We start from the raw sequence: 19,045 nt of genomic DNA on the forward strand, positions 1-19,045 counted from the left end.
AAAGGCCTCTCCCCATGTCAACCATGCTCGAAGTGTCCGGCCTCAGCCACACCTACGGCACGGGCGCCAAGGCGCACACCGCGGTGAACGAGCTGACGTTCACCGTCGAGGCCGGGCAGCTGGCCAGCATCGTCGGCCCCTCGGGCTGCGGGAAGTCGACGCTGCTGCGCTGCATCGCCGGGCTGACCAAGTCCACCGCGGGCACGGTCAGCCTGCACGGCGACCGCGTCGACGGCGTGCCGGACGACCTCGCCGTCGTGTTCCAGGACTACAGCCGCTCGCTGTTCCCGTGGCTTTCAGTGCAGAAGAACGTCGAGTTCCCCCTGCGCTGGCGGCCGATCTCGAAGTCCGAGCGGCGGAAGCGGGCGGCCGAAGCGCTCGAGCACGTCGGGCTTTCCGGCGTCGGCGCGAAGTACCCGTGGCAGCTGTCCGGCGGCATGCAGCAGCGGGTGTCGATCGCCCGCGCGCTGGCCAGCCGGCCCGCGCTGCTGCTGATGGACGAGCCGTTCGCGTCGGTCGACGCGCAGACGCGCTTCGAGCTCGAGGACCTGACCCGCCGCGTGCAGCGCGAGCAGGGCAGCACGATCCTCGTCGTCACGCACGACATCGACGAGAGCGTCTACCTGTCCGACCGCGTGCTGGTGCTGTCGAAGTCGCCGGCGTCGATCGTGGCGGACCTGCCCGTGGCGCTGCCGGCCGAACGCGACCAGATCACCACCCGCGAGTCGGCGGAGTTCGTGACGCTGCGCGCCGAAGTGGCCCGGCTGCTGCACGGCGGGACCGCCGCTCCGGAAGCGGCCACGGCCGCGTCCGACGCCGCGGAGTGGGAGCTGGCCGAGCAGGCCAAGGCCGTGACGGAGACCAAGACCGGGAGCTGATTTTCGTTCAGAGGGGGGACCATGAAGAGGGCGCTACTGGCCGGGCTGACGGCCTTGCTGCTGGCGGGGTGCGGGGCGTTGGGCGGCTCTTCTTCGGAGCCGTCGGCGTCCCAAGGTTCCGTGGAGAAGCCGAAGATCCGGGTGTCGATGATGTCGACCATCGACACCGCCCCCTTCTGGCTGGCCAAGGACGGCGGGTACTTCCAGCGTGAAGGCCTCGACGTCTCGACGACCGACGCGGCCACCGGGCAGGCTTCGCTGACGAAGCTGCTCGGCGGCGAGGCCGACATCGCGTACTCGAGCTACACGCCGTTCTTCGTGGCGCAGAGCAAGGGAACCGCGGACATCCGGCTGGTCGCGGACGCGTCGTCGGCCGGCCCGAAGTCGACCGGCGTGGTCGCGCTGCCGTCGTCCGGGATCCGGTCGGTGGCCGACCTCGCGGGCAAGCGGATCGGCATCTCGGCGCCGAACACGATCGCGGACACGCTGACGAAGTCGGTGCTGGCGGACAACCACGTCGACGCGTCGGGCGTCAAGTGGGTCCCGATCCCGCTGCCGAACACGGTTTCGGCGCTGAAGAACGGCGACATCGACGCCGGCTTCCTGACCGAGCCGTTCATCACGCTGGCTTCGCGCACGGCCGGGGCGGTGCTGGTGGCCGACACGGGCACGGGGTCCACAGTGGACTTCCCGACGGCGGGCTACGGCGCGCTGGGATCGTTCGTCTCGTCGTCACCCCGCACGCTGGCGGCGTTCCAGCGCGCGATGGCCGCGGCGACGCGCGACGCCTCGGCGGACCGCAAGAAGATCGAGCCGCTGATGGTGAAGTACGCGAAGATCGACGCCGACACGGCCACGCGCACGGGCCTGCTGACACTGAAGTCCACTTTGGACGCGAAGCAGCTGCAGCGGGTGCCGGACCTGCTGCTCAAGACGGGCGTGCTGGCGAAACCGGTCGACGTCTCGGCGATGGTGGCGCGCTAGCCGCGTCTGCCACCGGTCAGTACAGCGTCGTGTCCGAGGGGGCGACCCGGATGTGCACCAGCGTCGGGCGCGCGTCCGCCAGTGCCGCCGTCAGGCCGGGGACCAGGCCCGACGGCTCGGTGATCGTCACGCCCTGGCAGCCCATGCTCGCCGCCAGGGCCGCGAAGTCGATGCCGCCCAGTGCCGTTCCCGGGATCTTCTTGCCGCCGATCGCGTCACCGAGGATGCGGACCGCCGCGTACTCCGTGTTGTCCAGGATCAGGATCGTCACCGGGAGGTCCTGGCGCGCGGCCGTCCAGAGGGCCTGGATGCCGTACATGCTGGAGCCGTCGCCGACCACGCCGACGACCTTGCGGTCCGGGCTCGCCAGCGCCGCGCCGACCGCGCCCGGGACGCCGTAGCCGAGCGTGCCGCTGGCCATCGTCAGGAAGCCCGTGTCGGTCGAGGTGATCGGCAGGTGGTCGTGCAGGACGCCGCGGTGGCTCGGGGTCTCTTCGACGACGATCGCGTTGTCCGGCAGCAGGTCCGCGAGCGTCGAGTAGACGAATTCACCGGTCAGCTTGTCGCCGCCCGGCTTCGCGGGCCGCTGGAGCGGCGCCGGGGCCGGGCGGGTGCTGCGCGGGACCGCGTTCAGCAGCGCGCGGACGGCGTGCTTCGGCGTGACCCGGATGCCGGTGCCTTCGAAGGCGCGGGCGAGGATCTGCTCGTCGTCGCTGATGACGAACAGCGGCGGCAGCGGAGCTTCGTCGCGCCCGCGGTCGACGTGGTAGGTGAAGGCCGGCGCCCCGAGCACGACGACGAGGTCGTGCTGCGCCAGCTTGTCCGAGACGGCGCCGCGTTCGGGGTCGAGGAACCCCTGGAACAGCGGGTGGTCCTCGGGGAACGAGCAGCGGTAGGACATCGGCGCGACCCACACGCCGGCGCTGAGGCGCTCGGCGAGGGCGACGGTCTCCACGACGGCGGCGTCGTGGTCGACGGCTCCCCCGACGACGATCGCCGGCCGTTCGGCGGCCTCGAGCGCCGCGGCGAGCTCCTCGATCGCCTCGGGATCCGGTGCGAAACCCCGGATCCGCGGCCGGGAGATGGCGGGCCGTTCGGTGGTGACGGTCCAGTCGTCGGCCGGCACGGAGACGAAGACCGGCCCGGACGGCGCCTGCGTCGCGACGTGGTAGGCCCGGGAAAGCGCGGCCGGGACGTCTTCGGCGGTGGCCGGCTCGACCGACCACTTCACGTACGGCTTGGGGAAGTCGGGCGCGTCCGTGGCGCCGAGGAAGGGATCGTGCGGCAGGAGCGCGCGGTTCTGCTGCCCGGCGACGATGATCAGCGGCGTCCGGTTGCGGTAGGCGTTGAAGAGGCTGCCGAGGCCGTGCCCGACGCCGCCCGCGGAGTGCAGGTTCACGAGCACGGCCTGGCGCGTGACCTGCGAGTAGGCGTCGGCCATCGCCACGACGGCGGCTTCCTGGAGGCCGAGGACGTAGTCGAAGTCGTCCGGCCAGTCGGTGAGGAAGGGGACCTCGGTGGTGCCGGGGTTGCCGAACACCTTGGTGAGGCCGAGTTCGCGGAGGAGTTCGCGGGTGGCGTCCAGCACCGTGCGCTTGATCATGGCACCAGGCTAACGCTTAGCCCTGCGAAAGAAACCCCTTCGGGCGGCGGATCACGCCGCCGCCCGAAGGGGTCAAGTGGATCAGCCGATCAGGCCCGAGAGGCCGCTGCCCTTGAACGAGCCCCAGCCGGTGACCTGGTCGTACCCGGTTCCCGCGGTGAAGCCGGTCGTGCCGTGCAGGGTGTTGTTGCCGGTCGTCACGTCGTGGAAGCCCGTGCCGTACGACGACCCGTTGCCGATCGAGTAGAACTTCGGGTTCAGGTTGCCGAGACCGCCGCCGTGGACCTGGTTCTGCAGCGTGGCGAACGCCGCCCACAGCGGGGCCGCGCCCGACGTGCCCCACACCGTCTGCCACGCGCCCGCGGTGTAGATGTAGTAGCCCGAACCGCTCGCCGCGTCCGCGGAGACGTCCGGGACCTTGCGGTAGGTCGGGCTCTGCGAGGACTGCCACGACGGCGCGGTGAACACCGTCGAGATGCCGCCGCCGGTCGAGCCGTTCGACGCGCCGTCGTTCCACGCCTTCTCGCTGCTGTAGGCGTTCGACGACGTCACCGTCAGCTGCGTGCCGCCGACGCCGGTCACGTTCGGGCTGGACGCCGGGAAGTCCACGGCCTTGGCCGTCGACCCGGTCTGGCGGTAGCAGTCGGTGGTGCCGTCGTCGCCCGCGGCCGCGAAGTAGGAGATGCCCTCCGCGGTGCCGGTCGCGATCGCGTTGCTGACGCTCTTGGCCGCGCTCGAACCCTCGGCGGATTCGCAGGCGCCCCAGGAGATCGAGACGACGTTGACCGTGTGGTCCGACGCGATCTTCTGGTACATCGCCAGCTCGCCGGCGCTGGTGTTCGGCGCCTCGTACACGTAGTCGTTCGCCGCGGCGGCGAGCGCGTGCACGACCTCGATGTCGAGCTCGACCTCGATCTGGCCGTTGCCCGGGCTCGAGTCGTAGTTCTGGCCGCTCACCGGGACGGTCGTGACCGAGCCCGCCGAAAGGCCGTACGTGCTGTCGTACTTGGTGATGTTCGACTTCTGGTAGCCGTCGAACTCGACGAAGCCGACCTTGACGCCGCTGCCGGTCGCCGACAGGCCGCTGGTGCCGTAGGCGGTCTTGAGGACGGGCGGCGTGACGGCCTTGACGACGTTGGGCTTCGCGACGGCGGTGGTGTGCGTCCGCAGCGCGTGGTTGTCGAGGCCGACGACGTTGCCGACGACGTCCGAAACCCCGGCGGGCACGGCCGGCGCCGCGTCGTTGGCGAAGAAGGTCCGGCCGGAGGCCTGGTCGTGGTAGGTGCCGATCCGGGTGCGGAACGCCGATTCCAGCTGGGCCGCCGAGCCGGTGAACGTGACGGCCTGGCGGTTGCCGGAAACCTCGATCCCGGTGAGCCCGGCTTTCCCGAGGAATGAGACGGCCTTGTCGACATCGGCTTGCGTCGGGCCGAACTCGGCATTGAACTGCGCCGGGGTCAGAAAGTGGTGGTATTGCGGTGAAGCCGGGTTCTGCACGTCGGCGAGGAACTTTTCCAGCGCCTGCTGGTTGTGCAGTTTCAGCGACAGTGCCGCGGTGATCGGCTGCCCGGCCGCGACGTCGCCGGTGCGGGCGCTGTTGACGAGCGGAGCGGCACTGTCGGCCAGCGTGACCAGGGGTTCCGACGCCGCGGCGGCCGGGACGGCCACGGCGAGGCCGAGCAACGCAGGCAGCGGCACGGCGGCCGCGACGAGCTTGCGCAAGCGCATGGGGAATTTCCTCTCGGCGGTGGGGACCGGGCCTGCGCGCTTCAATACTCGCCGCAGGTTGCCGAGAAGCATAAGAAGCCGCGAACGCGCCGAGGAACCTACTTTTGGCTGCCCTTTCGCGGTTCCCATTTTCGTTTTCCGAACGTTTTACCTTTTCATGGTCGTTCGATTATCGTCCGTATTGTCCGAGATCGTCGATGCGGTCGACGATCTCCTGCGCGTCCGCGCTGCCGGAAAACCGCCGCGCGGCCGCCGACAGCGAGTGCAGCCGCTGCCGGGCCCGCGGCGACCGCAGGGCGCCGACCAGTTCGATCGCCTCCTCGCCGACCGCGGTGGCGACGTCCAGGTCGCCGTCGAGGGCGTGCACGGTGGCCAGCCAGATCAGGGTCAGCGACCGGCTGCGCGCCATTCCCCGCGGGTACCCGGCGATCGCCTCGGTGAGGGCAGGGATGCCGTCGCGGCCGTGCCGGATGTCGACCATCTGGGCCAGTTCGGCGTGCACCGTGCCGACCATCGCCGCCATGTCGGTGGTCCCGAAGAACGCCGCCCACGGCGACGGTTCCCGCCCCTCGGACTCCGCGAACTCCTGCCGGGCGCGGCGCAGGTAGGTCAGTGCCCCGGTGACGTCGGCCTTCTTGGCGAACGCCCACGCCTGGTTCGCCGAGAGGATCGCCTGCGCGAGCTTCGAGTGCGCCAGCAGGGCCGCGTCCCGGCCCTGCTCGAACTCCGTCAGCGCCGCGTCGACGGCCCCGTAGTGCAGGTGCAGCCGCCCGACGCGGTACCGGATGTTCGCCTGGAGATCGTCGTTCCCTGCCTGGACGGCGAGCTCCAGCGCCCGCTCGAACGCGGCCAGCGCGGCGTTCGGCCGGTCCTGGTCGAAGTTCGTCCACCCGGCGAGGTTGTAGATGTCGGCGACGGCCGTGAAGAGCCGCGCCAGGACGACGGTCTTGGCCGCCCCTTCCAGCAACGCCGCGGCGGCGGGCAGGCGCGCCTCGACGGCCGCCCGGCAGGCGCCGCCGCCGTAGCGGTAGTCCAGGCCCCTGAGCTCCGCGACGACGTCCTCGAGCCGCCGCACGTCGGCGAGACCCACGCGGGTTCCCCGCGGTTCGCCCCGCCCTTCACTGCCGGTCATGGCAGCCCTCCGTCCGTTGAGGGCTGCCGGCACGGGCAGCCCCCGGTTATTCCCCACCGGGCCAGGCCGGAGCGCGGTCCTTCGAGGGACTGGCGCCGGGCAGCACCCCGGCGGCGGTCAGCACCACACCCGTGGCCGTTTCCGCGATCTTGACGGCGGCCAGCAGGCCCGTGAGGGCGAGCGAGCCGCCGAGCCCCAGTTTGGCGAACTCGTCTTCGGAGGTTTCGGTTCCGCGTTGACGCGGTATCGTGCTGGTCACGATTCAGCCTTCCGGCTTGTTCCGGACGCACTCGGGCGATATCCGCGGGGAATCAACCGCTCCCACGTGACAGAAATCCACCGGATGGTCGACATCCTGGTTTCCTGATGACTTCTCATCGAATTGACCGCGAACCGAATACGCGCGCCCACAGCGCCGCCTCCCGTGCTGGCCGAACAATTCTTGAGACCATCCGGGTGAACGGCGACCGTGCCCGTCGCACCGAGCCCACCCCGACGGAAACGCCACCGTTTCACGACTTCTCGACCACGATAGCCAGCAGCTGCCGAGCCTTCAGCCGCCAAGCAGCCCAACAACGATAACGCACGTGCAGGTGCACAACCGACGGCGAACGGGCATTCGCAAGCCCCGAATGCAATTTCAGGATAACGATTCAAAAGCCGGTAATACTGGTATGACCGGCCGGCGGATCACGCAATTGCCCGCCGGCCGGCTGCGGATTTGGAAACGGGAGCGCCGTACTCCGTACGACTTCCGCAGCCCCTCAGGATTTGACGAGCTCCACCCAGGTGCGCACCGTTTCGGCGGCCACCGGCGCCTGCCAGCCACCGGGCCGGACGGCGCTTCCGACATGGAACCCGCGCACCCCGCCCGCGCGCAAGAGGTGCACCTGCTGCGCGCGCAGCCCGCCGCCGACGAGCAGTTCCGGCCCGCTTTCGCGCTGTGCCAGGCGCTGTAGCACGGAAAGCCCACTGCCTACACCGTTCGGGTGGCCGGCCGCGAGCACGGTGTCACACCCGATCGCGGCCAGCTGGTCGTACGCGCGCAACGGGTCCCGCGTGCGGTCGATCGCGCGGTGGAACGTCCACGGCAGCCCGTCGATCTCCTTGATGAGCGCCTCGCAGGCGTCCAGGTCGATCTCGCTGTCGACGGTGAGGAAGCCGAAGACGAACTCGCGCGCACCCGCGTCGACCAGCCGGGCGGTGTCCGCGCGCAGCCCCTCGAGGTCGCCGACGGCGAAGGAACCGTTGTCCCGCAGCATGACCCGCACCGGGAGGTCGGTCGCCGAAAGCACGTCACGCAGCGTCTCGACCGACGGCGTGAGGCCGTCCTGCGCCATGTCCGTCACCAGTTCGAGGCGGTCGGCCCCGCCCGCCTGCGCGCCTTCGGCGTCCGCCGCGTCCAGCGCGATCACTTCCAGCAGGGGCGTCTTCGAGCTCATGCCTCATCCGTTTCACTGGTTCCGGGTGTCGTCTCCCCTCGCGTGCCGCCCTCGCCGGAAGCCGCCTTGAAGGCTCGTCATCCGCTCGCGTACCGCTTCCGGGGAAAGAGAGAGTATCGGCCGCTGCTCCGGCACCGCTCCGGGGCTCGCCGCGGAATCCGCGGGCTGCAGGAACGGCCAGGTGTCCTCGGCGCCGTCCTCCTGCTCCAGTTCGGCCGGGGTCGGCCACTCGTAGGCGGGCTCGATCGCGGCCGGCGGCGTGACGGGCCGGATCTGCGGCTCGGTGTCCTCGTCGTCTGGCCCCACCCCGGCACTTTCCCGGGAAAGCTCCGCCCCCAGGCGGTCGCTTTCCCGGGAAAGCGGCGGCGGAGGGGGCGGGGGCGGCGGCGCGGCGAGCGCGTGGCGCGGCTCGGGTTCGGCCGGCCGCGGCTCCTCCGCGACCGGGCGCGGCTCGACGGCCTTGCGCGCCGCCTCGGGCGCCGCCGACGCGTCGAACCAGCGCGACAGGACGTCGCGGTAGGCGGGCATCCGCTCGGTCGGCGCGTCGAGGTCCAGGTGCGAGTCGTCGTCCGCGGTCGGCCACTCCGGCGCGTGCTCGCGGGCCACCACGGGGGCCCGGCGCGGCGGCCCGGCCTCGATCGACGGCGGCGAAAGCTCCTCCGGCTCCGGGTCGGGCTCGGGTTCCGGCGGCGTGAGCGGGGCCAGCGGTGCCAGCAGCTCGGGTTCCGGGGCCGCGGCCGGCTCGGCGGGCGGGGGCGGCGCGGGCATCGGCGGCAGCTCGACGATCAGGCCGGCGGGCACCAGCACGGTCGCGACGAGCCCGCCGTCCCGGCCCGCGCTCAGGCGGACGTCGATCCGGTGCCGGGTGGCCAGCGTCGCGACCACGAACAGGCCCATCCGGCGCGAGACTTCGACGTCGACGTCCGGCGGGTGCGCGAGCCGCGCGTTGGTGCGGTCGATCTCGGCCTGCGGCATGCCGGCGCCGTGGTCGACGATCTCGATCTCCCAGTCGCCGTCGTGGGTCTCGGCACTGGACACGGTGACGGTCTCGTCGCCGGAGTAGCTCGTCGCGTTCTCCAGCAGCTCCGAAACGACGTGCACCAGGTCGTTGACGGCCTCCCCGCGCACCGCGACCTGCGGCGCCGGGCCGAGCTCGATGCGCTGGTAGTGCTCGACCTCGGAGAGCGCGGCACCGATGATCTCGTCGGCCGAGACGGCGCCCGCGTCCTCCCGCGCCGAGTCGTGGCCGGACAGGACCAGCAGGTTTTCGCTGTTGCGCCGCATCCGCGTCGCCAGGTGGTCGAGCTCGAACAGCCCGGCCAGGGTGTCCGGGTCCTGCTCGTCGGCTTCCATCCGGTCGAGCACCGACAGCTGCCGCTCGACGAGGTCCTGGCTGCGCTGGGACAGGTTGACGAACATCGCGTTGACGTTTTCGCGCAGCATCGCCTGCTCGCCGGCCAGGCGGACGGCTTCGCCGTGCACCGCGTCGAACGCGCGGGCCACCTGGCCGACCTCTTCGCGGGTGAACACCGGCACCGGCGCGACCGCCAGTCGTTTCCGCAGGTTCTCCGGCGCGGGCTCGGGGTCGGTGAGCAGGTTCTGCACGGCGGCGGGCAGCCGGTGTTCGGCCACTTCCAGCGCCGTCCGGCGCAGGATCCGCAGGGGGCGCAGCAGGGACCGCGCGATGACGACCGACAGCACGCCCGCGACGAGCAGTACGCCGAGCACGACCCCGCCGTCCCAGATCGCCGCCGTGCGCGCCTGCGCCGCAAGGGCGTCCGTGCGTTCCTGCAGCTGGACCAGCAGGGCTTGCTGCACTTGGTGGGCGAGGTTCACGGTGTGCGTCGCCGAGACGTCCCACTGGTTCGGGTCGAGACCGGAGAGGTTCTGGCCGTTTTCGGTGCGGGTCAGCGCCGACTCGACCATGTCGTTGCCGATGTCGACGACCAGGCCGATCACGGTGTCGTCGAACATGCGCTGCTGGTCGGGCGTCGCGAAGGTGCGGTAGTCGTTGCGCGCGGCGGCGAGCTCCGCTTCGGCGCCGAGCAACGCGCGCGTGCGGTCGCGGTTGAGGCTGCCCGCGGCGAGCGCCTCGGCCAGCACCGCGCGCTTGACCGACATCTGGTCCTTGATCCGGGCGAGCGCGTTGCCGGCCAGGCGCAGCCGCGCGAGCTCCGGGTCCGAGACGTCGGCGGCGGCCGAGTCGCTGATGTCGAGCAGGCCGGAGATCAGCTCGCTGTAGGAGCGCAGCACGGCGTCGGCGGGGAACGCCGAGTGCTCCGCGGAGAACCGGAGGCCGCCGAGCACGCGCAGGCGGTCGTCGGTCTGCTGCAGGCTTTCCCCGGCCTTCGCGTCCAGCCGGGGTCTACTGTCGGCGAGGGTCCGTTCGAACGTGCCGATCGCCTGGTCGACGCGTTTGCGCTGACCGGTGAGGTCGGCCGTGTCGCCCTGGCGGTCCTGGGCGACGAACCGGACGGTGAGGTCGCGCTCGCGCTGGAGCTCGTGGATGGCTTCGGCGACCGTGCTGTCGACGCGGCCGCGGGTGGCGAACTCCGCGAGCTGCCGCGCGTCACGGAGGTCCGAGCTGATCCGCAGGCCGACGAGGGCGATCACCGCGAGCGCGGGGATGAGGAGGACGGCGAAGAGCTTCGTGCCCAGACGCCAGTTGCGGAGCCGCCAGCGGCCGCCGGCCGGACGTGGGTCCGCCGCGTCGCCGCCCTTGCGGGGACGCTGATCGCGACGGGTCACCTGGTTTCCTTTTCCGCCGCGGGAGGGAACCCGCGGATCCGACGACACCTCGAACCTACTGGACGGTAGCCCGCCCGATGAAGATCCGAAAGCCGCGCTGGCACGATACGGCCCTGCCCGCGATCGTATGGGGCGCGGACCATACGATCCAGCACGAGAACCAGATTCTCGCGGTAGGTGAAGGTTCATGATCAGACGCGGACTGACGATTCCGCTGGTGGCGGCGTTGCTGACGACCGCGGGCTGCAGCCTGTTCGGATCCGGATCGCCGGCCTCGCCACCGCCATTGGAACGGACCACTCTGCGTGTCGGTGTGGGCAACGCCATCGACACGGCCCCGCTGCGGATCGCCGTCGCGGCCGGGAAGTTCGGCGCCGCGGGCCTGAACGTCCAGCTCGTCGAGCTCGGCGCGGACGACGGGCTGGCCAAGCTGGCGGCCGGCGACCTCGACGTCACCTTCGCCTCCGACATCGCGGTCTTCCGCGCCGCGGCGGGCGGGACGGCCCTGCAGCTGCAGGGCGAGGCCTACACGTCCGGCCCGAACACCATGGCCCTGGTCACCCTGCCCGGCTCCGACTACACCGTGCCGACGACGAAGAAGTCCCCCGACATCGCGGTGAACATGCTCGACGACGTCGGCGCCCTGGCCGCGCGCTCGGTACTCGGCACCGCGGGCGTCGACGTGGCGAAGATCAAGTTCAAGCAGGTCGCGTTCGACCGGATGCCGCAGGCCCTGCAGGCGGGCGACGCGGACGCGGCGCTGATGATCGAGCCGTACATCACGCGCGCGGAGAAGGACCTCGGCGCGCACATCCTGGCCGACGGCGCCCGCGGCGCGACGCTCGACTTCCCGCTGTCGTCCTACTCGTCGGCCAAGCCGTTCGCCCAGGCCAACCCGCGCACGCTGGCGGCGTTCCGCACGGCGCTGGGCGCGGCCCAGCAGAGCGCGACGGACCCGGCGGTGGTCCGCGACGCGCTCCCGAAGTTCTCCGACATCGACACGACGACGGCGGCCCTCATCTCGCTGGGCTCGTACCCGACGTCGCTGAACGGCATCCGGCTGCAGCGCGTCGCCGACCTGATGCACAACTCGGGCCAGCTGGCCGACCGCCTCGACGTCCAGAGCCTGCTGCCGGACCAGAACAGTTACTGACTCCGGCTAGATGCTCTCGCCCGGCGGCGTCAGGCACACCGCGCGCGTCGGCGGGCCGGCGTAGTACCGGATGTCGTCGGCCTTTCCGCAGGTGCCGGGATCGTGCGGGCCGGTGATGACCTGGACGCGTTCCGTCGCCGCCGGGTCGGTGCAGCTCACCTTGGCGACCTTGACCTCGTCGTCGGCGTCGCGCAGGCAGTCGCCGGTGCTGACGTTCAGCGCCAGGCAGAGCGTCCGCCCGGCCGCGATCTTGAACCGCACGTACCCGTTGGAGGCGCAGGTCGAGGACCCGCTGTAGCTCTGTTCGACCTGGTAGGCGGCGCTGTCCGAGCCGCAGCCGACGCGGTGGTAGGCGATCTTGTCGCCGCTTTCCCGCGACAGGTACACGCAGTCACCGCTCCCGGGCGGGCCGGCGCGATCGGCCCAGTAGATGCTCAGCGCGCCCAGCGAACCCAGGGCCAGCGCCAGGACGACGCACGCCGCGAGGGTGATCTTCACCTTCGTGGTGAACCAGTGCGGGATGGGCTGCCGACCGGGCACCGGTGCGGACGGGGCCGCGTGGTCCGGCGACCGGAACGGGTTGTCGTCGAACGGTGGTGTGGTCAACGTGCCCTCCAGTGATCCCCTCGGCACCTCGTCCCACGAGCGAGGCACGTATAACAGTAGTTGTGACTGATGGCCCGCTGATCGTCCAGTCCGACAAGACCGTGCTCCTGGAGGTCGACCACCCCCAGGCCGATGACGCGCGCGTCGCGATCGCGCCGTTCGCCGAGCTCGAACGCGCCCCGGAGCACGTCCACACCTACCGGATCACGCCCCTGGCGTTGTGGAACGCGCGTGCCGCGGGGCACGACGCCGAGCAGGTCGTCGACGCCCTGACGACGTATTCGCGCTTCCCCGTGCCGCAGCCGCTGCTGATCGACGTCGTCGACGTGATGGGCCGGTTCGGCCGGCTGCAGATCGCGAACCACCCGGCGCACGGCCTGGTCATGTCGACCACCGACCGCGCGGTGCTCACCGAGGTCGTCCGGAACAAGAAGATCAGCCCGATGCTCGGCGCGCGGATCGACGAGGACACCGTCATCGTCCACCCGAGCGAGCGCGGGCGGCTCAAGCAGGCGCTGCTGAAGGTCGGCTGGCCCGCCGAAGACCTCGCCGGGTACGTCGACGGCGAAGCGCACCCGATCGCGCTCGACGAGCGCGACTGGCACCTGCGCGACTACCAGCGGATGGCCGCGGAGGCGTTCTGGGCGGGTGGCTCGGGCGTAGTCGTGCTGCCGTGCGGCGCGGGCAAGACGCTGGTCGGCGCGGCCGCCATGGCGAAGGCGCAGGCCACGACGCTGATCCTGGTGACGAACACGGTCGCCGGGCGGCAGTGGAAGCGCGAGCTGATCGCGCGGACGTCGCTGACCGAGGAGGAGATCGGCGAGTACTCCGGCGAGAAGAAGGAGATCCGGCCGGTCACCATCGCGACGTACCAGGTGATCACGCGCAAGACCAAGGGCGAGTACCGGCACCTGGAGCTGTTCGACTCGCGCGACTGGGGCCTGGTCGTCTACGACGAGGTGCACCTGCTGCCGGCGCCGGTGTTCCGGATGACGGCGGACCTGCAGTCCCGCCGCCGCCTCGGCCTCACCGCGACGCTGGTGCGCGAGGACGGCCGCGAAGGCGACGTCTTCTCGCTGATCGGGCCGAAGCGCTACGACGTGCCGTGGCGCGACATCGAGGCGCAGGGCTGGATCGCGCCGGCGGAGTGCACCGAGGTCCGCGTGACGCTGACCGACGCCGAACGCCTGGAGTACGCCACGGCCGAGGCCGACGAGCGCTACAAGCTGGCGGCGACGGCGCAGACCAAGACCCCGGTGATCAAGTCCATTGTGGAGCGTCACGCGGGCGAGCCGACCCTGGTGATCGGCGCCTACCTCGACCAGCTGGAGATGCTGGGCGACGAGCTGGACGCCCCGGTGATCCAGGGTGCGACGAAGAACAAGGAGCGCGAAGAGCTCTTCGACAAGTTCCGCCGCGGCGAGATCCGCACGCTGGTCGTGTCGAAGGTCGCGAACTTCTCGATCGACCTGCCCGAGGCGTCGGTGGCGATCCAGATCTCGGGCACGTTCGGCTCACGCCAGGAAGAAGCCCAGCGCCTGGGCCGCCTCCTGCGCCCCAAGGGCGATGGCCGTCAGGCGCACTTCTACTCGATCGTCTCGCGCGACACGGTCGACACGGAGTACGCGGCGCACCGGCAGCGTTTCCTGGCGGAGCAGGGGTACGCGTACCACATCGTCGACGCGGACGACCTGCTCCGGCCGCTCTAGCCGGGTCCTTGCCGCCGCTCCCTCGCCGCCACGTCACGATCGCGGGCGAGGCTTGCCGATCCGCGGCTTCATCGCGGCCACGCCCAGCCCGCTCAACGCGGCCTGCTCCGGCGCGCTAACCCCTTCGGCCCAGCGGATCGTCACAGGAACAACTTCCGCCACAGCCGTTTCAGAAACGGCTCTGACCTGCGGATTTGCGGATTCACTCGAACGGATGAGCGGCCCGAACTCTGGAAATTGTCAGACCCTCGAACTACTGTTCGACATGCACCAGCCGAACACAAGTTCGAGGGGACGTCCATGACGATCGCACCGCTCCGCCCCGGTACGCCCGCGCCGCCGGTCCAGACCCTGCCACCGGGGTCGTGGCACGGCCGGCTGTGGGTGTCCGACCTGCCGCTGACCCGGCCCGAGCGCTACCTCGGCTGCGTGGCCGAGTTCGAGCGGTCGGGGCTGTGGCCGGTGCTGATCCCGCACGACCAGCGCTTCGCGGCGAACGGCGAGGACTGGATCGACGACCGCGGCCGCCTGGCCCCGGCCGGCCACCGGGTCGCGACGGCCGACGCGGCGGGCGCGCTGGACCGCTGGTGGGACGCGTCGTGCTGCGACGGCGCCTGCCTGCGGCCGTTCGGCGCGCGCTTCCCGGGGCTGGCCAAGCGCAGCCCGCGCAGGTCCGACCCGCTGGCGGAGGCGGGCAACACGGGCTCGATCCTGGCGACGCGCGCCCCGCACCGGCTCGGCCTGGTCCAGACCGAGCGGCCGGCCGACATCCCAGCCCTGCTGGGCTGGACGGGCATGATCAAGTACACCGACCAGGTGGCCGAGCTGTCGGCGGTGCTGCGCAGCTGGGAGGAGCGCTTCGGCGCGACGCTGGTGGTGCTGGGGTTCGACACGCTGGAGCTGTCGGTGTCGGCGCCCCCGCGCAACCAGGCCCGGGCGCTGTCGGTCGCGGCGGAGCACCGGGCGTTCAGCCTGCCCACCTTCGCGGGACAGCCCGGAAACCTGCGCGAGTACGCGTCGGATCTGGTGCAGTCGCGGGTCTGGCGGTTCTCCTGGGCGTGAGGAACGGGGTCCGGCGGCCGGAGCGGGGGTTCCCCGTGCGCAAGGGAATCGCCGCACCCACCCCCTGGGTGTGGCCGGCCGGAGGCCACCCGTGAGCAAGCGCTTCAAGGGCCCCGTCAGACGGGCGTCCGCGAATCTGGGTCGGCTGTCCCGTCCGGCGGTCCACCCGTCCGGACGGCGGCCTCGCGGCCGCGTTTGTCCCCGCCCGGGAGCGGGCATCACCCACCGCGGGAAGGCGGTGAGCACGATCGCCGAGATCCGGATCGGCACGTCGGGGTGGCGTTATCCGCCGTGGCGCGGGGAGTTCTACCCGGCGGGACTCGCGCAGCGGCGGGAGCTCGAATACCTGTCGCGGCGGATGAACGCGGTCGAAATCAACGGCTCGTTCTACTCGCTGCAGCGCCCGGAACGGTTCCGCGCCTGGTTCGACGAGACCCCGGCGGACTTCCTCTTCGCGGTGAAGGGCGGCCGCTTCATCACGCACATGAAGCAGCTGCGCGACGTCGAGACGGCGCTCGCGAACTTCTACGCCTCCGGCGTGCTGGCGCTCGGCGCGAAGCTGGGCCCGTTCCTCTGGCAGCTGCCGCCGAGACTGACGTTCGACCCCGACCGCCTCGCGACGTTCTTCGCCCTGCTGCCCCGCACGACGACCGACGCGGCCCACCTCGCGGCCAAGCACGACGACAAGCTGAAGGGAACGCCTCATCTCCAGGCCGGCCCGCGGAAGCGGCTGCGGCACGCGCTGGAGGTCCGGCACCCGAGTTTCGCGCAGCCCGCGGCGGCGGCGCTGCTGCGCAAGCACGGGATCGCGTTGGTCGTCGCGGACACCGCGGGCCGGTGGCCGCTCATCGAAGAGCAGACGGCGGACTTCTCGTACGTCCGCCTCCACGGCGACGAGGAGCTGTACGTGAGCGGCTATTCGGACCGGGCGCTGCGTGCCTGGGCCGACAAGATCCGCGCCTGGCACGAAGACGGCACCCGGGACGTCCACGTCTACTTCGACAACGACGTGAAGGTCGAGGCACCCCGCAACGCGGAGACCCTGGCCGGCCTGCTCGGCGTGGCCCCGCCGACCGGACAGTGAGCGGACAGTGAGCGCGATCGGGTTGGGTGACAAGGCGGGCCGGACCGGCTTGCGTGCTGTCGCTGGGGGTCGGCACGCGGGCGGTCCGCCCTTCCGCCCCCGACGCCGCGGTCAGCCCGCGCCCACCAGGGCCGCCAGTTTCGAGCGCACGTCGTCCGCGTCCGGGTGGCCCAGCTCCGTCAGCAGCCGGACCGAGCGCAGCCAGCACTCCCGCGCCAGGCCGCGATCCCCGTGCCGCAGGTGGATCGTGCCGAGCTGGGCCAGCACGTCCGCGGCCTCGTACTGCTCGCCCATCGCGAAGAACATCTCGACCGAGTCGCGGATGCACGCGATGCCCTCGTCCACGCGGCCCAGCCCCACCAGCGCCAGGCCGCGCGTGTGCACCGTGAACCGCGTGTCCACCGGCTCGCCGTCCGGGCCCAGCACCGCCAGCGCCGCGTCGGCGAGGCGCAGGGCCTGCTCGTGGTCGCCCATCGAGGTGCAGATGTCGCCCAGCGCCCGCAGCACGCTCGCCTCGAGCGCCCCCAGCCCCAGCTCGCGGACGATCTCCAGCGCCTGCATCCCGTGCTCGTAGGCCCAGGCGTAGTCGTCGAGGTTGTGCGCCGCCATCGCCAGGTTGTACTGCGCCCGCGCCTCGCCCTCGCGCGCGCCGAGGTCGCGCTGGATCGCGAGCACCTGCTCCAGGTAGCGCCGCGACTCGTCGTACTGCCGCGCGACGCCGTTGACCACGCCGAGCCCGCTCAGGATGCCCGCCTCGCCCGGCCGGTGGCCGCTCGCGCGCGCCGCCTCGAGCGCCACGGCGAACACCGAACGCCAGTCGTCGAGCCGCGAGCGCGTGACGAAGTAGCTCTGCAGCAGCCAAGCCAGCTTCCAGCAGACGTCGTCACGCCGGCGCCGCGCCAGGTGGACCGCGGCGATCAGGTTGCCGGACTCCTCGCCGAACCAGGCCAGCGCCTCGTGGTACTCGGAGAACGCCAGACCACCGGCGAGGTCGTCGAGCTCCAGCAGCCGGTAGTAGCGCTCCGGCCGCATCCGCCGGGACGCGTTCAGCGCCGACGCCAGGTACCAGTCCAGCAGCCGGTCCAACGCGGCGTCGCGCTGCGAAGGCGTGTCGACCCGCGAAGCGACTTCGCCGGCGTACGCCCGGATGAGGTCGTGGAACTGGTAGCGCCCCGGCCGCGGCTGTGCGAGCAGGTGCGCGGCGGCGAGGGTCTCCAGCATCGGCCGGGTCGTCGCGAGGTCCAGCCCGGCGACCGCGGCGGCCGCCGGCGCGGTGAAGTCGACGCCGGTGGGCAGCCCGAGCAGGCGCAGCAACCGTGCCGTCGACGGCTCCAAAGCCTGGTACGAGTACGAAAACACCGAGCGGATGTTCGTGCCTTCGCCGTCGGCGAGGTCGAACGAGCCGAGCAGGTCGCTGTCGAGCGAGTCGACGAACTCGTCGAGCGGCAGGTCGGGGAACTGCGCGGCCCGGACCGCGAGGATCCGGATGGCCAGCGGCAGCCCGCCGCAGTAGCGCACGAACCGCTCGGTCGCCGCCGGGTCGCGCGCGACGCGCTCGATACCGATCGTGGACGCGAGCAGCTCGACCGCGTCCTCCTCGCCGAGCTCCTCCAGCGCGATCCGCCGCGCGCCGTGCGTCGCGACCAGCGCGCGCAGCTGCCAGCGGCTGGTGATCACGACCAGGCAGCCCGGCCCCGGCAGCAGCGGGCGCACCTGCTCGGTGCGGTTGGCGTTGTCGAGCAGGACGAGCAGCCGCCGCCCCGCGCTGTGCGTGCGCCAGCTCGCGGCGCGGCCGTCGAGGTCGTCCGGGATCTGGTCGCAGGGCACGCCGAGCGCGGTCAGCACCGCCTCCAGCGCGGCCGCCGGCTCGACCGGCTCGCCGGGCCCATAGCCGCGCAGGTTGACGTAGACCTGCCCGCCGGGGAACCGGTCGGCGACCTCGTGCGCGAAGTGCACGGCCAAGGTCGTCTTGCCGATGCCGCCCATGCCCTCGACGGACGCGATCGGCGTCGACGTATCGGCCTCGATCGCCTCCGGCAACAGCGCGTGCAACGCCTTGAGGTCGCACTCGCGCCCGGAGAAGGTCGGCAGGTCGGCGGGCAGCTGGTGCGGCACCTGCGGCTCGACGCCGAGCCGGTAGCGCGCCAGCCGCGCGCCGCCGGCCGGGTCGTCGGCGGCGGCTCCGGTCAGGATCGCCTGACGGGTGCGCTGCAGCGAGAGCCCGGGGTCCAGCCCGAGCTCCTCGGCCAGGACCCCGCTGATCCGGCGGTAGACGTCGAGCGCCTCGGCCTGGCGGCCCGACCGGTAGAGCGCGACCATCAGCTGCTCGTGCAACCGCTCCCGCAGCGGGTTTTCCCTGGTCAGCCGGGCCAGTTCGGGCACGACGGTGCCGTATTCGCCGACGTCGAGCAGGGCGTCCGCCCACTGCTCGCGCACGCGCAGCCGTTCTTCGGCCAGCTGGCCGACCTCGTCGCGGTGCAGGGCGTCCGACTCGACGTTCAGCAGCGCCGGGCCCCGCCACTGCGCGAGCGCCCCGGCGAAGTGCGCGGCCGCCTGGCGGCTCTCGCCGCGGTCCATCGCGGCCTTGCCGCGGGTGGCGAGACCGCGGAACCGGGCGAGGTCGAGCAGGTCGTCGTCGAGCTCGATCAGGTAGCCGCCGCTCTCGGTGCGGATCGCGACCTGGTCGCCCAGCGCCCGGCGCAGGCGCAGCACATACGTCTGGAGCGCGCCCTTCGAGCGGCGGCGATCGTCGTCCCAGAGCCAGCGGCCCAGCTCGTCGACCGGCACGACCCGGTTCGCGCGCAGCAGCAGCCCGGCCAGCACGATCAACGGCCGGCTCCCCCCGAGCGGCACCGGGTGGCCATCGGCCGTGACCTCGGCCGGACCCAGCACGCGGAAGTCGAGGACCACGGGGTC

General features: G+C 71.8%; 14 protein-coding genes. 6 read left to right on the forward strand and 8 right to left on the reverse strand.

Annotated elements, in window-relative coordinates; genetic code table 11:
• Positions 1–14 precede the first annotated feature (14 nt).
• Together ACWEN0_RS04710 and ACWEN0_RS04715 are read left to right on the forward strand one after the other, a co-directional pair.
• On the forward strand, positions 15–878 hold the full coding sequence (locus ACWEN0_RS04710) for an ABC transporter ATP-binding protein (RefSeq protein WP_451968920.1): 864 nt from the start codon (positions 15–17) through the stop codon (positions 876–878).
• Positions 879–899: 21 nt separating this feature from the next.
• Positions 900–1,862 carry an ABC transporter substrate-binding protein gene (locus tag ACWEN0_RS04715; protein ID WP_451968921.1) on the forward strand — a complete coding sequence of 321 codons (963 nt, stop codon included), beginning with the start codon at positions 900–902 and terminating at the stop codon, positions 1,860–1,862.
• A gap of 16 nt (positions 1,863–1,878) precedes the next feature.
• Here the strand turns inward: ACWEN0_RS04715 and mdlC are convergent, their stop codons facing one another.
• The 6 genes from mdlC to ACWEN0_RS04745 form a co-directional block, all read right to left on the reverse strand.
• A complete protein-coding gene (mdlC, locus tag ACWEN0_RS04720) occupies positions 1,879–3,465 on the reverse strand; it encodes a benzoylformate decarboxylase (protein WP_451968923.1) in 1,587 nt (528 codons plus the stop codon).
• 81 nt (positions 3,466–3,546) lie between these two features.
• Positions 3,547–5,193: a S53 family peptidase gene (locus ACWEN0_RS04725; RefSeq protein WP_451968925.1), complete on the reverse strand. Its 1,647-nt coding sequence runs from the start codon at positions 5,191–5,193 to the stop codon at positions 3,547–3,549.
• A 169-nt stretch (positions 5,194–5,362) separates the two neighbouring features.
• The gene (locus ACWEN0_RS04730) at positions 5,363–6,325 is read right to left on the reverse strand and encodes a tetratricopeptide repeat protein (RefSeq protein WP_451968927.1); all 963 of its coding nucleotides are present in this window, start codon (positions 6,323–6,325) and stop codon (positions 5,363–5,365) included.
• A gap of 46 nt (positions 6,326–6,371) precedes the next feature.
• Complete coding sequence (locus ACWEN0_RS04735) at positions 6,372–6,584, reverse strand: hypothetical protein (protein WP_451968930.1); 213 nt, start codon at positions 6,582–6,584, stop codon at positions 6,372–6,374.
• A gap of 505 nt (positions 6,585–7,089) precedes the next feature.
• Positions 7,090–7,767 (reverse strand): copper homeostasis protein CutC, encoded by a 678-nt coding sequence (locus ACWEN0_RS04740; RefSeq protein ID WP_451968932.1) that lies wholly within the window; start codon positions 7,765–7,767, stop codon positions 7,090–7,092.
• Positions 7,768–7,779: 12 nt separating this feature from the next.
• Positions 7,780–10,515 carry a sensor histidine kinase gene (locus tag ACWEN0_RS04745; protein WP_451968934.1) on the reverse strand — a complete coding sequence of 912 codons (2,736 nt, stop codon included), beginning with the start codon at positions 10,513–10,515 and terminating at the stop codon, positions 7,780–7,782.
• 187 nt (positions 10,516–10,702) lie between these two features.
• Here ACWEN0_RS04745 and ACWEN0_RS04750 point away from each other — a divergent pair, with 187 nt between their 5' ends.
• Positions 10,703–11,668, forward strand: coding sequence for an ABC transporter substrate-binding protein (locus tag ACWEN0_RS04750; RefSeq protein ID WP_451968937.1), 966 nt, complete (start codon positions 10,703–10,705; stop codon positions 11,666–11,668).
• Positions 11,669–11,674: 6 nt separating this feature from the next.
• Here the strand turns inward: ACWEN0_RS04750 and ACWEN0_RS04755 are convergent, their stop codons facing one another.
• Positions 11,675–12,274, reverse strand: a complete 600-nt coding sequence (locus ACWEN0_RS04755; RefSeq protein WP_451968940.1) for an LppU/SCO3897 family protein — start codon at positions 12,272–12,274, stop codon at positions 11,675–11,677.
• 62 nt (positions 12,275–12,336) lie between these two features.
• Between ACWEN0_RS04755 and ACWEN0_RS04760 the strand changes: the two genes are divergently transcribed.
• From ACWEN0_RS04760 to ACWEN0_RS04770, 3 genes are all read left to right on the forward strand, one after another.
• On the forward strand, positions 12,337–13,983 hold the full coding sequence (locus tag ACWEN0_RS04760; RefSeq protein ID WP_451968942.1) for a DNA repair helicase XPB: 1,647 nt from the start codon (positions 12,337–12,339) through the stop codon (positions 13,981–13,983).
• Positions 13,984–14,283: 300 nt separating this feature from the next.
• Positions 14,284–15,045, forward strand: a complete 762-nt coding sequence (locus tag ACWEN0_RS04765; protein ID WP_451968945.1) for a DUF4253 domain-containing protein — start codon at positions 14,284–14,286, stop codon at positions 15,043–15,045.
• A gap of 238 nt (positions 15,046–15,283) precedes the next feature.
• The gene (locus ACWEN0_RS04770) at positions 15,284–16,129 is read left to right on the forward strand and encodes a DUF72 domain-containing protein (protein ID WP_451968947.1); all 846 of its coding nucleotides are present in this window, start codon (positions 15,284–15,286) and stop codon (positions 16,127–16,129) included.
• A 111-nt stretch (positions 16,130–16,240) separates the two neighbouring features.
• Here the strand turns inward: ACWEN0_RS04770 and ACWEN0_RS04775 are convergent, their stop codons facing one another.
• Entirely contained in the window at positions 16,241–19,039 is a 2,799-nt protein-coding gene (locus ACWEN0_RS04775) for an AfsR/SARP family transcriptional regulator (protein WP_451968949.1), read from the reverse strand.
• Positions 19,040–19,045 lie beyond the last annotated feature (6 nt).

The organism is Amycolatopsis sp. NPDC004378, assembly GCF_053602455.1.

Coding starts and splice junctions, on each gene's coding strand:
- ACWEN0_RS04710 (WP_451968920.1), top strand. CDS start 15: ATGTCAACCATGCTCGAAGTGTCCGGCCTCAGCCACACCTACGGCACG.
- ACWEN0_RS04715 (WP_451968921.1), top strand. CDS start 900: ATGAAGAGGGCGCTACTGGCCGGGCTGACGGCCTTGCTGCTGGCGGGG.
- ACWEN0_RS04765 (WP_451968945.1), top strand. CDS start 14,284: ATGACGATCGCACCGCTCCGCCCCGGTACGCCCGCGCCGCCGGTCCAG.
- mdlC (WP_451968923.1), bottom strand. CDS start 3,465: ATGATCAAGCGCACGGTGCTGGACGCCACCCGCGAACTCCTCCGCGAA.
- ACWEN0_RS04730 (WP_451968927.1), bottom strand. CDS start 6,325: ATGACCGGCAGTGAAGGGCGGGGCGAACCGCGGGGAACCCGCGTGGGT.
- ACWEN0_RS04725 (WP_451968925.1), bottom strand. CDS start 5,193: ATGCGCTTGCGCAAGCTCGTCGCGGCCGCCGTGCCGCTGCCTGCGTTG.
- ACWEN0_RS04740 (WP_451968932.1), bottom strand. CDS start 7,767: ATGAGCTCGAAGACGCCCCTGCTGGAAGTGATCGCGCTGGACGCGGCG.
- ACWEN0_RS04750 (WP_451968937.1), top strand. CDS start 10,703: ATGATCAGACGCGGACTGACGATTCCGCTGGTGGCGGCGTTGCTGACG.